18 protein-coding genes are annotated in these 13432 nt (G+C 34.5%); 3 read left to right on the top strand and 15 right to left on the bottom strand.

Going from position 1 to position 13432, the window contains the following annotated elements:
- Window positions 1-200: 200 nt before the first annotated feature.
- On the bottom strand, window positions 201-605 hold the full coding sequence (locus ACJJVN_RS01985; protein ID WP_405376978.1) for a plastocyanin/azurin family copper-binding protein: 405 nt from the start codon (window positions 603-605) through the stop codon (window positions 201-203).
- A gap of 155 nt (window positions 606-760) precedes the next feature.
- Here ACJJVN_RS01985 and ACJJVN_RS01980 point away from each other — a divergent pair, with 155 nt between their 5' ends.
- Complete coding sequence (locus tag ACJJVN_RS01980) at window positions 761-1993, top strand: NAD(P)-dependent oxidoreductase (protein WP_405371019.1); 1233 nt, start codon at window positions 761-763, stop codon at window positions 1991-1993.
- A 78-nt stretch (window positions 1994-2071) separates the two neighbouring features.
- Here the strand turns inward: ACJJVN_RS01980 and ACJJVN_RS01975 are convergent, their stop codons facing one another.
- The 8 genes from ACJJVN_RS01975 to ACJJVN_RS01940 all read right to left on the bottom strand — a co-directional run bounded on the left by ACJJVN_RS01975 (window position 2072) and on the right by ACJJVN_RS01940 (window position 6968).
- Window positions 2072-2464 carry a DUF2809 domain-containing protein gene (locus ACJJVN_RS01975; protein WP_405376977.1) on the bottom strand — a complete coding sequence of 131 codons (393 nt, stop codon included), beginning with the start codon at window positions 2462-2464 and terminating at the stop codon, window positions 2072-2074.
- Entirely contained in the window at window positions 2442-3113 is a 672-nt protein-coding gene (locus ACJJVN_RS01970) for a DUF1361 domain-containing protein (RefSeq protein WP_405376976.1), read from the bottom strand. Before ACJJVN_RS01970 ends, ACJJVN_RS01975 begins: the two co-directional genes overlap by 23 nt.
- A gap of 1 nt (window position 3114) precedes the next feature.
- Window positions 3115-3426 (bottom strand): hypothetical protein, encoded by a 312-nt coding sequence (locus ACJJVN_RS01965; protein WP_405376975.1) that lies wholly within the window; start codon window positions 3424-3426, stop codon window positions 3115-3117.
- Window positions 3410-4822 carry a DUF4173 domain-containing protein gene (locus tag ACJJVN_RS01960; RefSeq protein WP_405376974.1) on the bottom strand — a complete coding sequence of 471 codons (1413 nt, stop codon included), beginning with the start codon at window positions 4820-4822 and terminating at the stop codon, window positions 3410-3412. Before ACJJVN_RS01960 ends, ACJJVN_RS01965 begins: the two co-directional genes overlap by 17 nt.
- A 4-nt stretch (window positions 4823-4826) precedes the next feature.
- Window positions 4827-5336, bottom strand: coding sequence for a hypothetical protein (locus ACJJVN_RS01955; protein WP_405376973.1), 510 nt, complete (start codon window positions 5334-5336; stop codon window positions 4827-4829).
- Between the two features lie 175 nt (window positions 5337-5511).
- A complete protein-coding gene (locus tag ACJJVN_RS01950; protein WP_104516442.1) occupies window positions 5512-5802 on the bottom strand; it encodes a transcriptional regulator in 291 nt (96 codons plus the stop codon).
- Between the two features lie 24 nt (window positions 5803-5826).
- Window positions 5827-6186 carry a hypothetical protein gene (locus ACJJVN_RS01945; protein WP_405376972.1) on the bottom strand — a complete coding sequence of 120 codons (360 nt, stop codon included), beginning with the start codon at window positions 6184-6186 and terminating at the stop codon, window positions 5827-5829.
- A 134-nt stretch (window positions 6187-6320) separates the two neighbouring features.
- Window positions 6321-6968: a hypothetical protein gene (locus tag ACJJVN_RS01940; RefSeq protein WP_405376971.1), complete on the bottom strand. Its 648-nt coding sequence runs from the start codon at window positions 6966-6968 to the stop codon at window positions 6321-6323.
- Between the two features lie 134 nt (window positions 6969-7102).
- Between ACJJVN_RS01940 and ACJJVN_RS01935 the strand changes: the two genes are divergently transcribed.
- Window positions 7103-7468: a DUF1801 domain-containing protein gene (locus ACJJVN_RS01935; RefSeq protein ID WP_405376970.1), complete on the top strand. Its 366-nt coding sequence runs from the start codon at window positions 7103-7105 to the stop codon at window positions 7466-7468.
- Window positions 7465-8220: a glycoside hydrolase family 25 protein gene (locus ACJJVN_RS01930; protein ID WP_405376969.1), complete on the top strand. Its 756-nt coding sequence runs from the start codon at window positions 7465-7467 to the stop codon at window positions 8218-8220. Before ACJJVN_RS01935 ends, ACJJVN_RS01930 begins: the two co-directional genes overlap by 4 nt.
- Before the next feature lie 2 nt (window positions 8221-8222).
- Here ACJJVN_RS01930 and ACJJVN_RS01925 read toward each other — a convergent pair whose 3' ends face one another.
- The 6 genes from ACJJVN_RS01925 to ACJJVN_RS01900 all read right to left on the bottom strand — a co-directional run bounded on the left by ACJJVN_RS01925 (window position 8223) and on the right by ACJJVN_RS01900 (window position 13340).
- Complete coding sequence (locus ACJJVN_RS01925) at window positions 8223-9386, bottom strand: cytochrome-c peroxidase (RefSeq protein WP_405376968.1); 1164 nt, start codon at window positions 9384-9386, stop codon at window positions 8223-8225.
- A gap of 121 nt (window positions 9387-9507) precedes the next feature.
- Window positions 9508-9990, bottom strand: coding sequence for a GIN domain-containing protein (locus ACJJVN_RS01920; protein WP_405376967.1), 483 nt, complete (start codon window positions 9988-9990; stop codon window positions 9508-9510).
- Window positions 9991-10371: 381 nt separating this feature from the next.
- Window positions 10372-11190: a 3-deoxy-8-phosphooctulonate synthase gene (gene kdsA / locus ACJJVN_RS01915; protein WP_405376966.1), complete on the bottom strand. Its 819-nt coding sequence runs from the start codon at window positions 11188-11190 to the stop codon at window positions 10372-10374.
- Between the two features lie 12 nt (window positions 11191-11202).
- The gene (locus ACJJVN_RS01910; RefSeq protein ID WP_104516455.1) at window positions 11203-11604 is read right to left on the bottom strand and encodes a rhodanese-like domain-containing protein; all 402 of its coding nucleotides are present in this window, start codon (window positions 11602-11604) and stop codon (window positions 11203-11205) included.
- Window positions 11604-11921: a rhodanese-like domain-containing protein gene (locus tag ACJJVN_RS01905; protein WP_405376965.1), complete on the bottom strand. Its 318-nt coding sequence runs from the start codon at window positions 11919-11921 to the stop codon at window positions 11604-11606. Before ACJJVN_RS01905 ends, ACJJVN_RS01910 begins: the two co-directional genes overlap by 1 nt.
- 3 nt (window positions 11922-11924) lie before the next feature.
- Window positions 11925-13340 (bottom strand): rhodanese-like domain-containing protein, encoded by a 1416-nt coding sequence (locus ACJJVN_RS01900; RefSeq protein WP_405371037.1) that lies wholly within the window; start codon window positions 13338-13340, stop codon window positions 11925-11927.
- Window positions 13341-13432: the final 92 nt, after the last annotated feature.

Raw genomic sequence — 13432 nt, 5'->3', positions numbered from 1 at the left:
TGTTTTAAAATGCTCGTATAAAACTTACATTTCAAAACACGGATGGCAAATATAAGAATCTACCACACATACTACTGTAAAAACTATGCCAAATACTTACATAAAAAAAATCCCAGTTAATTAAAACTGGGATTTAAAATTGAAACTAGTTAAACAGACTAATAGTCTCAATCGAGGGGAAAGCTATTACTTCACTCGTATTACTTTACGATAAGTAAGTTATCTGTAGAAGTAGGATTTAATGGGCAAAAATATACGTACTCACCTTTTTCTAATTTTGTCGCATTAGAATGTTGTGTACCGTTATTTGCAACTTGCTCAGTTACATAAGCAGTTTTAATGTGATTCTTTGGGTTAGAAATATCCTGTCCTTTTTTTACAAGTACAAAACCTACATTGTGACCTACATTGTTGTTTTTAATGTCAAATACATATGTACCAGCGTCTACCGTAATTTGTTTTTGTACAAATTCTCCAGTTACTTGTTCTAGAGCGATAGTCTTTACCGTCTGGTCCATCATTTTTTCTTTCATCATTTTATCTTGAGCTTGTGATGTCATACCCATTCCTAAAGCGATTACTACTAGTGCGATTAATTTTTTCATGATTTATTTATTTTAATTATTGTTTTTATTTACATGGCAAAGATGCGACGCTTTACCAGTGCGATATTGGGTCTTTTTTCCCTACTACTATTCATTTTTTCCCTACTCGCAATTTTTGAGCTATTTCCTTATCTTGCTGCAATAAAACCTAGCCCATGAAATTTGCGATCATAAGAGAAAGAAAGAGCCCGCCGGATAGAAGAGTAGTCTTTACTCCAGAGCAATTGAGTCGTTTAGATCTCGCTTTCGCGAAAGCGGAATTTATAGTAGAATCCTCACCGATAAGAATCTTTCCAGATAGTCAGTACGCATCTCATGGTATTGCAGTACAAGAAGATGTAACTGCGGCTGATGTTATGATAGGTGTAAAGGAAGTACCTAAAGAGGCGTTGATACCCAATAAAAAGTATTTTTTCTTTTCTCATACTATTAAAAAGCAACCTTATAATAGAGAGTTGCTTAAAACCATACTGGATAAAAAAATAGAACTGTATGATCATGAAACCATTACTAGAGAAAATGGTGCGCGATTAATCGGTTTTGGTAGATATGCTGGTATAGTAGGAGCGTACAACGGTTTTAGAGCACTAGGTTTGCGAGATGGTTTATATGATTTACCTAAGGTAGAATCCTTGCCAGATTATGCCGCTCTTAAAGCACAATTAAAAAGCATTAAAAATCTATTGCCAGCTATTAATATAGCAATGACAGGTAATGGAAAAGTTGCCGGTGGTATTCTAGAGATTTTACAAGAGCTAGAAATTAAAGAATTAAAGCCTAAGGAATATTTACAACTAGGTCAGTTTAAAAATGATCAAACTACTTTTACCATACTAGACGTAGAAGATTATTATACTCGCAAAGACGGTTTGCAACCTACTAAAACAGAGTGTTATAATAATCCTGAATTACTGGCAAGTGATTTTGTGAAATTTGCCAAAGTGACTGATATGTTAATCACTGGGCATTTTTATGGAAATAACGCACCTTATTTGTTTACAAGAGAAGATGCAAAACAATCTGATTTTAAAATAAGCCTAGTGGCAGACGTGAGTTGTGATATAGATGGTCCTATTGCGTCTACTTTAAGACCTAGCACCATAGCCGACCCTATTTATGGTTATGACGCTCAAGGTGAAAAAGAGGTCGCATTTAAAACTCCAGGATCGATTACGGTCATGGCGGTAGATAATTTACCATGTGAGTTACCTAAGGATGCGAGTGAAGGTTTTGGCGAGATGTTTGAAAAGTATGTGATACCGTCATTTTTTAATGGCGATAAAGATGGTATTCTAGAGAGAGCACAAATGACTACTAGCGATGGTAAACTAACAGAGCGTTTTTCATATTTACACGATTATGTTTATGGAGAGCAGACTAAGTTCTAAAACTATTATTTCAAGATATTTGAAAAAGCGAGTTACTGTTAAGTAACTCGCTTTTTGATTTAAGAGTGTTGCACAGTTCTAGTAGCTGTTCATAGAAATAGTTTTCTCTAGTATAATAACCGTTATAAAACCTAGAGTGTACATGAGCATATCCCACCAAGAAAAACTTGTACCTATAACTATACGGGCAAATTTGTTTTCTTCTAGTCCTAATAGATTCACTAGTTGTAAATATTGTGCTGTTTCTACGGCATAGCTAAATAGTAAGGTGGCTATCGCACCGGTCCATACTTTAATTTTACTACAGGCCATGACTATGGCATAGATCAATATCACTACAAGTAGATCACCTAAATAAGGTCTTACAAAATTATCGTGCACATAGCGTTCTATAAGTACTTCTATAATTAATAAAAAGACGGCAGCAGCTATGTACAGCCATCTTTGTTTACGGTGCAGTTTTAGTAACAATGGTGTTGTTTTTAAAAAGTGAAAATATAACGATTAAAAATAAGCTCATACTTATAATAAGCAACCATGCTCTTTGATTTGAAAAGGGATGTATAAAAAGATTTCCCATGTCATAAAATAATTTTTCTGGACGTTGTATAATGTCCCAACTATTCCATCGCAATACACGTCCTAAATAAATGCCATAACCGCACAGTGCAAGAATAGTATATTCAAAAAGTGAGCGGTATTGTGAGGTAGTAATCCAGCCTTTTTGTTGGAGAACGGCGCTCATATCTCTCAGGCTTAAAAATCCTAGATATAATCCTGTAATGGCAAAACTAACTAGCATTAATACTTCATAAACCATCCACTCACTACTCGCATGTCGTACATGAATTAAATCGGTAATGATGTAAGGCGCGTTAGGTAAAAAGGTGAGCCATACTATGCCAGTAAGAATGATGTTTGTTGTAGATACGCTTTCGCGAAAGCGTAACCTAACCACCATTAAATAAGGAATAAAAGCAAGAAACAAATTCCAGATTAAGAAAAGTAAAAAGAAGTCGTGTGTAATTTTCATGCGCAATGCGAGTAGAAAAACACTTAATAGGGTCAGTAAACTAATTTGTTTAAACTCTGTAAACCGATGTGAGATAAATTCTTTCATTTTATAAACGTGTGTATGTGGTGACTATGTGAAAATAAAACAGGGCGATAGGTACGTTAAGTAATAATACATAACTGCTGAAAAAGAACTCTTTGATACTTAATCTACCTGTCAATAATTGTATAAAAACGCTTAATAGTATTAATGAATTAAACGGTACGGCAATTACTAGAAAACCAAATCCTAGGACGGCAAATACATTATTTGCCGTAATTAAATAGAGTCCTAGAATTAAGGTTCCTAAAGTAAAAGAAGCTATAGCAAATTGTAACGATAAGCGACTAACGCTAGTTAATCTATTTAGTAATCTCATGCTGGTCTTGTTTAATTTTATAAGCGATATAATTAAACTCTTGCCAGTTGCGATTTAAAAATTTAGACTCATAATATCTATCGCGACTGCTACCACTGCGGTATACTTGTTTTGTGTACTCTTCATAAAGGCCATGATCTTTAAGGACTAGCGCATTTTGAGGCAATAGACTCTCTAGATAAGGACGGTCTACCTGTTGTACGTTAATATTGTGATCTGTAATGATAGCAGACCAGTTTATGAGTCCGTAGATAGCGATGACTGTATATCCTATGGCCATGTTGCGTCTTATTAAATAAACAAAGTTTAAACGATAACTAACCTTTAAGTATGTGGTGACTAACCCTATAATGGTAAGTAGTAAATACACCAGCACACCTATACGTTTATGGGTTAATCCATGGTCTGTGATATAGGCATAGTTTTTAATAAAAATACTGATTACTAGTAATGCATTAAGAGCTATCCAGCTGTAGGTGAGTATTCTTAGTTTTTCATTGTTTTTAATAAAATTTAAGTCACCGCGATATATAAATGCTATCACACCTATAGCGAGTATAATGCTGACTATAGAAGCATACACACCTTGATGTACTGCGTCAGATAGTACACTGGCTTTACTAGATCCAGACATGTTGGTTATAAATAAAACCTCAGTTATTAATACAACTACTAGTAAGATGTTAAGACAGATGATAGAGATAAAGCCTATTTGCTTTTCGTTTTTTACAGTGAGCAGTTGTAGATCGTTTAATTTTTTAGGAGCCAGTTCATTTGGGTAATTAATATCCTGATCTGTAATTTCGATTATAGGTTGCGGCGATTGAATATTTGCCATAATTAAAGCGCCTAAAGCTGCGGTAAACACCCAGAATATATCAATAAACGATAGGTCTATAGCCGTAAGGAAATCACTGAAAACAGGATTTGCTGTACTATATAAAAGAGTAAAGACTACTACTAGAACTAGAGGAACAAAAATCACTTTAACTAGTTGTTCTACATCTACGGCTTTTTTAGGTGTTGTGATTTCAGGTTCTTCTATTTGATAAAAAAACGAATGAAAAACACCCAGAATGGTATTGTAAAGTCCATTGAGCCAACTCAAATAAATACTGGTTTGATGACTGGCAACATAACCTATAAATAATAAGGTGCTTAAAAAATAACCGGTTATGCTCCATGCAGAACCATGGATGGTGATAGCAACGGCACTGGCCAGCATTCCTAATGCACTTAATATAATGGTGCTTTTTAATAGTATTTGATGCCTAGAAATAGCCAATGCAATGATGAGGAATAGGGAATAAATGAAGGCGTTAATTCCTAAATCTTGTGTGTAAAATAAGGTCGAGAATACGATCCCGCCTAGAATGATGATAATTGTTTTTTTCATGGTTTTAGTTTGAAGTGATACTAATGGGTTTGATAAGAGATATAGGAGAGTATAAATTTTGTTTAAAATCTATATCATGAATAGGAGATGCTTTATGTCCTGCCTCGATGGCAATAATGAATAAGCTGTATTGATCTACATAAAGAATGACACCTACGAGCATGGCAAGCACTACAAAAGGACTGCGCTTTCCATTGCCCCATAACCAGTATTGCATGGCTATTTCTTGAGCGGTATCTATTCTATAACCTGTGAGAACATGAAAGACATCGTGATCTTCACATCTAGGTTGAGGTTCTAATTTATGTTGAATTAAAAAGCAGCCTAAGTGATATCCTAAACTATCTGGCGGATAGGAGAGTAGTTGCTTAGTATGCACATTCCATGACGGACCTGTTTTAAATTTTATATAAACCGTACTGGCTAGCTCAAAAGAAAAATTAACGAAGACTTCCCTTAACACTACTAAAGTACTTTGAATTTCAAAGTAAAGGTGTAAAAAAAATGTTTTCATAATTTTAGGTATGTGTGATGGATTCTTCATGCTGTTTTAATTTGGGTTATAGTTTTTGATCCGAGTCTTATGGGCAGTACAACTAAATCAGTTTTATTTCTAATTTTAAGTTTCACAGATATCTCACTGTTTAATGTTATGGAACAGATACTTGCTTTAAAGTATTCATATATCTTTAACCACTTATTAATTTTTCCAACGCCTCGATGTGTTTTTTAAACTCTAGTTTACCTACATCTGTAGCGATATATTTAGTGTTCGGTTTACGACCTATAAAGCTCTTTTCTACTCTTATATATGCCTCTTTTTCAAGAGCTTTAGTATGACTGGCCAGGTTACCATCTGTCACATCGAGTAGCTCCTTGAGTTCTTTAAAATCGGCATGATCGTTTACTACGAGCACAGACATAATGCCCAGTCGTATACGGTGATCAAATGCTTTATTTAGTTTGTTTATGAGACTCAAATTCTTTATATTTAATTTTAAGTTTTACCAGCTTAGGCAGAAAAAGTTTTCGGCAGTATTTCTATTGATTCTTATATATCCTGATTCGGCTCCATAGGTCCAATAGCCAGTAAATCTCAATTCTATAAATTCAGTTGATTTCTCCACGGTGACATTTTCAATTCTTGATAAAAATGAAGATTCAAAACTTTGGGTAAATCTAACGTTTGTATCAAGTGTCCACTCTACCTTATCGCTTTTTTTTAATGTGATTAATGGTGATAAGGAATCTGTCCGATTTTGAATTATTAAGGTGTATTTGTTTTCCAATTTTAAATTAATATCATTTTTATTTTCGATAAACTCAGATTCTATTTTTTGGGCTGTAAAAGGACCGTCGTTCATACCGCATTTATCAAACGTATTACTAAAGGATATGAAGCCAAATATTACATAACCAACATATATTAAAAAACTCAATACCATTATAATAATGATTGTAAAAGTTATCTTTTTAAACATATCTTTTAACCCTTAACTTATTTTTTATCATACTTATAATACATCACTGCACCATAAATGATGTGACACAATCCAAAACCAGCTGTCCAGAAATACAATCCGTAGCCTATATATTGTGTGTTGATTAACCCTAAAATTGCACAGCTCAAGCCTAAGTATTTTACCGTTCCCAAAGTGAATTGTGCTGCATTCATGCAGGCTAGTCCATAAAAAACTAACATGGCTGGCGCTACTAGACCTATTAAATTATATTGTAATAAAGCCAGTGTGAATAAGGCTCCTATATTAAGTGGTACCATAAAATTAACCACCAGTCTTATGGACTGTTTGGTCCATACTTTTTGTTTGTGTTTTGATGCTTTTGCCTTAGTGAGAAAAAATGCAGTAAGTACAGCCATGAATAAAACAGCAGCAGCAATCAATAATATTTGCAAAGGATAATTATGATCCCATGGATATGTAAAGAATCTATTCCATTGGTAAGGATATTCACAAGTATAACACATTCGTGCCTTATTTATGATGAAAAATCCAAAAACACTACCTATCAAAGCATAAATTCCTGCCATAACACCACTCATTCCAGATAATGATATAAACCGAGTAGATTTATTCATGAGCGATTTAATCTCTTTAATGTCGTCTAGATATTTATCTGTTGTCATAATTAAAGTACTTTGAAATACAAAGTAAATGTATTTCAGGATAGTATGAAAGCTTTTTATTATTTATTTTAAGTGGAGTAAAGTTTGTTGAGATCTCGCTTTCGCGAAAGCGGAATAACTTCTAACTTTAAACCATGAATCCAGCCGAAGAGTATATCAATAACAAACCAGAGCCGTATCGTGCGGTAATGCTACACTTGCAGTTTTTAATAGAATCAAATTTTCCTGAGATACAACTGAAGTATAAATGGCGCATGCCTTTTTATTATCTAGACGATAAAACGATGTTTTGTTTTTTTAATTTTAGGAAGACCTTTGTTGATTTGGGACTGAGTTATGGAGATAGATTAAGTAATCAGCACGGTGTTTTAATGGCTGGAGAAGGTAGAAAAATGTTGAGATCTCTAAGATTTAAAAATCTAGAGGATATCAATGACACTATTATTATTGAGACTTTACAAGAGTTAAGTGTCATACGCAAATCCATGAAAAAGAAATGAGTAGAAGTAAATGGATCTTGCTGGTTGTTGTGTTTTTAATCTTTACAACTATTACTGCGATAGTGGTCATGGAGCGTTACTCGTACCACAATTCTTCTAGAAAACCGACGAATGCTTATTTGCATAGCCGTATTAAAAAATATAAAATTCAAGGGATAGATATCTCACACCATCAAGGAGAGATAGACTGGGATGAGATAAAACATCCTGATACTACACAAGAATTAAAATTTGTGTTTATAAGAGCCACAGTAGGAATAGATAGGGATAATCGCTTTACAGAAAACTGGAACGGCGCTGGTAATACACAATTATCACGAGGCGCATATCATTATTACTGGAGCGATGTAAATAGTACCACGCAAGCAAATCATTTTATAGAAACGGTAAAACTAGTAAAAGGAGATTTGCCACCAGTGCTGGATATAGAAGATATAAGTTCTATTCAAAATGTGACTTCGTTAAGAAAAGGATTGAAAAACTGGATACAGCTGGTAGAAGATCATTATGGAGTAAAACCAATTATATATACGGGCGATAGTTTTTATAATTCTTTTCTAGAACCAGACAGTTATTTTAAATCGTATCCTAATTTGTGGATTGCAAATTATAATCGTGTGGATTTACCTGACGCAGACTGGGATTTCTGGCAGTATACAGATCGCATGCTAATAAATGGAGTAGAAACCTTAGTAGATGCCAATGTGTTTAGGGGTTCTTTAAATAAATATAACGCTTTGCTCGTTCCTTAATATTATCGATTTAGAAATGGATTGCTCCATTTTACATTAGTATATACATCATCACCGCTTAATGTTTTTAAAAAGTCTACCAGTGCTGTTTTATCGGTATCTGATAAGCGTAATTGTTGCCCAGTAGTTCCATTGTTTTGTAATAAAATAGGGTCTATGGACTGCTGGTTTGTTAAATCGATAGCGTTGTAATGTTCTATCATATCCATAATAGTGGTGAAAGAACCGTTATGCATGAGTGGACCATTTAATGCTCCATCAGGATTTGTAATATTTCTTAAACTAGGAGATCTAGTATTAGAATGATCAAAAACAGATGCATCTTGGATAGTGGTAATAACACCATTATTTTGAATATTATCTTTAATGGCAAACTCTGGTGGGACATGACAGCTTACACAACCAGCCCCACCGTTTTGTGGAGTTGTCGTAAATAAAAATTTACCTCTGTTTTCTGATGTGTTGTAATTAGGGAATATACCTCCTAAATTGCCGGTAGCCATTAAACCTGCGTCGTACTTAGAATCAAAAGACTGAATGCTTAATACAAATTGTGATAAACTTTCTTGTAGTCTGGCCTCGGTAACTAGTTGATCTCCATAAACCTCATTAAACAAAACTTGATAATAATCTATAAGTGATAATTTTAAAAGCAACTCATCAAAGCTAGGACTGCCTTGCTCACCACTAAATCCCATTTCTGTATGATCTCTTATGGGCTGTGTCACCTGCTCTTCTAATGATGTTACTCTTTCATCCCAAAAAAAGTTTGTGCTAGGCTGGAAACCAGCGTTTATTAATCGCATACTATGCCTGCCAGTGAGTCCATTTACACCGACACTAGCGGTTGGCGTATCGCCAAAAGCGTTTTCTTGATGATGACAGCTTGCACAAGAAATACTGTTGTTAACAGAAAGCTGTTGATCATAAAATAAAATACGCCCCAAAAGAGCCTTTTTATTATCTATTGTATTGCCACTAGCAGTAAACCTGATATAAGAAGGAACATCAAAATTTTGATATTCTACTGTATGCTCTAGATCTATGTTATCACCAAAAACAGCGTTGAGAATGGATTGATCTGTAGCGATGTATTCTTCCTCATCATTTTCACAAGAAGTAGTGAGAAATAAAATAGCTAATAATAAAATAGGGAAGGCCTTCATGGTGTCATTTATTATTATGACTCACCATTTAATGAAAAGCTTAAGTTTGTTAAAATTTTCTAAACAAAAAAAGGCTTCTTGATTTTACAAGAAGCCTTTAATTAAGAATAAGTATTTATTTCTAGTTGAACGCAACTAGAACACCATCTACTGTTTCTTTAGTGTTTTTTGCATTTGCTGCAATAACTTTACTGTCGTCAGTACGTATGATTTGTAAATCTTTTATTTCTGTATCTCCGGTATCAACTATAGCACCTTGTTTTACAAGAATTACCATTTTATTTTGATACTTGAATTTTGATAACGTTACTTTAGTATCTCCTGTTACAGAAAGAGCTATCAAATCATTTGTGTAGATTCTGATTTTTAAGTCTTCAATTTTAGCATTAGAATTTTGCTTTATTGTTAAGGACTTACCTTCTGTTGAAATACTTAGATCCTGAGTATCTTTATTGATAGCAACTTGATTTTTGAAAGAGTAAACTATCTCTACCTGTGCATCGGTATCAATTTTGATTTTTGAGAAGTTACTTACTTCTTGAATAGATTGTGCAGTACATATACCTGCGAAAAGAATAACGGTTAATAAAATTAGCTTTTTCATGTTTTAAAGTTTTAAGTGTTAATAGCTTACTTAATAGACATGCAAATATCTCTTTTGTTTCATCGTTGTGTAAGAGCTTTACAATTTGTTCACGTTATTATGTGAAATTAGCAACAAATGAAATGTTAAACACCTTATTTTAGTGAGGCTCAGGTGATTTGTTAAAAGTTGTTAAAATGTTTAAAATATGCGGTTTACACTTCTTTTTTATAATAAAAGTCAGCGCATTTAGGTGGCAGAAAACTATCAAAACGGCAGATTTAAGCTAGTTCTATTCTATTTAACATAATTTTTAATGTTACTTTTTGAGAATAATAAGCACAAAAAAGCGGTGCTATTTAATAAGTTAAATAGCACCGCTTAATAAAATCAAGGTTTTTATTAAAACGAATTAATCGTTTTTCTAATAGTAACTAATCTAGACAATAATCCTTCTAAATGTTTTAAGTCTAGCATGTTTGCACCATCACTTTTTGCATTTGCAGGATCAAAATGAGTCTCTATAAAAAGCCCATCTACGTTATTTACAATTCCGGCTCTTGCTATAGTTTCTATCATATCTGGTCTACCGCCGGTAACACCACTAGATTGATTAGGTTGTTGTAAACTATGCGTTACGTCTAGTACAGTAGGAGCAAACTCTCTCATGGTAGGAATACCTCTAAAGTCTACGATCATATCTTGATAACCGAACATAGTACCACGATCTGTGATCCATGCTTTATCACTACCAGAATCTTTTACTTTTTGTACCGCATGTTTCATAGCCTCAGGAGACATGAATTGACCTTTTTTAAGATTTACTACTTTACCAGTTTTTGCGGCTGCAACCACTAGGTCTGTCTGTCTAACTAAAAAAGCAGGTATTTGTAATACATCTACATACTGCGCTGCTAGAGCGGCATCACTTACCTCGTGGATATCGGTAACTGTAGGTATGTGAAAAGTTTCAGAAACCTTACGTAATATTTTTAAAGCCTCTACATCACCTATTCCAGTAAAACTATCAATACGACTGCGATTTGCTTTTTTAAAACTTCCTTTAAAAACATAAGGAATCTTAAGATCGTCTGTAATTTTCAAGACTTTCTCTGCAATGCGCAGTGCCATTTCTTCACCTTCTATGGCACAAGGTCCAGCAAGTAAAAAGAAATTGTCTGAATCTGTATGTTTTATATTAGGTATTTTATTAAGTTCCATAAATGCTTTTTATTAGTTTTTAACGATAACTTCTCTACCGCTTTCTTCCCATTTGGTTATACCACCTTTCATATCATATATGAGAGTAAAACCTTTGTCCTGCAAGATTTTTGCGCATCTAGCGCTTTGACCACCTTTATTACAATACACTAATAGAGGTTGGGTTTTGTCCATAGTGTCTAGATAGGAATTAAGATCGTCATTTTCTACCTCGATATTTACAGCATTTTTGATGTGCTTCTCAGTAAACTCTGACTTAGTTCTTACATCCACGACCTTTACACCTTCTACAGCGATAATTTCTTCAGCTTGTTGTATAGATACTTTATTAATGGTACCATCTTTTTCTTCTACACAGCTGTGAAATGCTAGCGCTAGCAGTAATACAATAATGAAGTTGAGTAACCTTTTCATTATGATTTCATTGCAGTATCTCCATCCCAGTTACTAAAACCTCCTGTTAGATTAAATGTATTTTTAATCCCAAGTTGTTCCATAATCTGACAGGCTTGCATGCTGCGACTACCAGCACGACAGTACACATAATAATTTTTATCTGCGTCCATTCCATTAACGGCCTCCATAAACTCTTGTGGTTTAAAGATGTCGTAATGTAGCGCATTAGGAATCATACCTTCACTCACCTCGTCATCGGTACGCACATCTAGTATAATAGAATTATCATCTTGAGCTGTTTGCTCTTTCCACTCTTGGTTATTTAAATTTGTCATAATTTATAGGGAACAGCTGCTCGTAGCAACTATTTTTTGATTTTTTAGATTTGTTTTCTTGATTGCTCCGTATCCACCTTCTACATTTACCATATGTGGTATACCGTTAGCTGCAGCTATACTAGAAAAAATTACCGAGCGATAACCACCAGCACAATGTACGTGATAGGTATCTTGAGAATTAAGTTTTTTCACCTCTTCATGAACTAAGTCTAGAGTATGCATAGGCACATTACCTATGTGGCCAGCTTCATATTCTCCAGGTTTGCGACTGTCGATAGGATTTTTAATACTGCCATCTTCTAGGCCGTCTATAAAATCTTGAGCTGTAATATTTTCTATTTTAGAAATTTCGTTCTCACTATTTTTCCAAGTATCAAAACCACCTTCTAGATAACCTTGAGCATTATCATAACCTACTCGAGCAAGTCTAGTCACCGTTTCTTCTTCTCTACCACTAGGTGCAACGATTATTATCTTTTGATCTATGTCTTCAATAAGAGCTCCTATCCATGGAGCAAACTGTCCATCGAGACCTATAAACCATGATCCTGGAATAGAGCCAGCGGTGTATTCTTGTGGTGATCTCACATCTAGAACTAGATAGTCATCATCTTCAGCCAGTGCTTTAAAAGAGTTCAGTTTAAGTGGAGTGATTCCTCTAGCGATAATCTCATCTATGCTAGAATTTACCCCTTTATTCATGGATACGTTCTTTGGAAAATAGCCTGGTGGAGGCGCGATACCGTCGGTTACTTCTTTTATAAAAGCCTGCTTGTCCAGTTGTGGATTAAGCGCATAGTTGGTCTTCTTTTGATTACCTAACGTGTCGCTAGTTTCTTTACTCATGCTTTTACCACAAGCGCTACCTGCACCATGTGCTGGATATACAATCACGTGATCTGGTAACGGCATGATATGATTTCTAAGAGAGTCGTATAAATGACCGGCTAGATCTTCAGTAGTTAGATCTGATTTTGCAGCAAGATCTGGTCTTCCTACATCGCCTATAAATAGAGTGTCTCCACTAAAAAGCGCTTGTTCCTTTCCTTCGGCATCTCTTAATAAATAGCAAGAAGATTCCATGGTATGTCCAGGGGTGTGCAGTAATTGAAGAGTTATGTCTCCTACGTTAAAAGTTTGTAGGTGTTCCGCTTTCGCGAAAGCGTAACTAGTAACAGCATTAGGCCCTATTACAATGGTAGCACCTGTTTTATCTGCTAGATCTACATGACCAGAAACAAAGTCTGCGTGAAAATGTGTCAGAAAAATATACTTAATCTTTACACCATCTTGTGCTGCACGATCAATGTACTGTTGTACTTCTCTTAAAGGATCTATGATTACAGCCTCACCATTTGAAGCGATATAGTAGGTTCCTTGAGCGAGACACTTCGTATAATACTGTTCAAGAATCATTAGTTAAATTTTATGCAAAAATACGATTTATAACGCTCAGAAATGTAAAAAGCCCATGAGTACATCATGGGCTAGTATAGAAATTAATTATA

Source organism: Nonlabens sp. Asnod3-A02 (assembly GCF_045063755.1).
GTDB classification, from domain to species: domain Bacteria; phylum Bacteroidota; class Bacteroidia; order Flavobacteriales; family Flavobacteriaceae; genus Nonlabens; species Nonlabens xylanidelens.
This window is presented reverse-complemented; position numbering and strand designations above follow the sequence as displayed.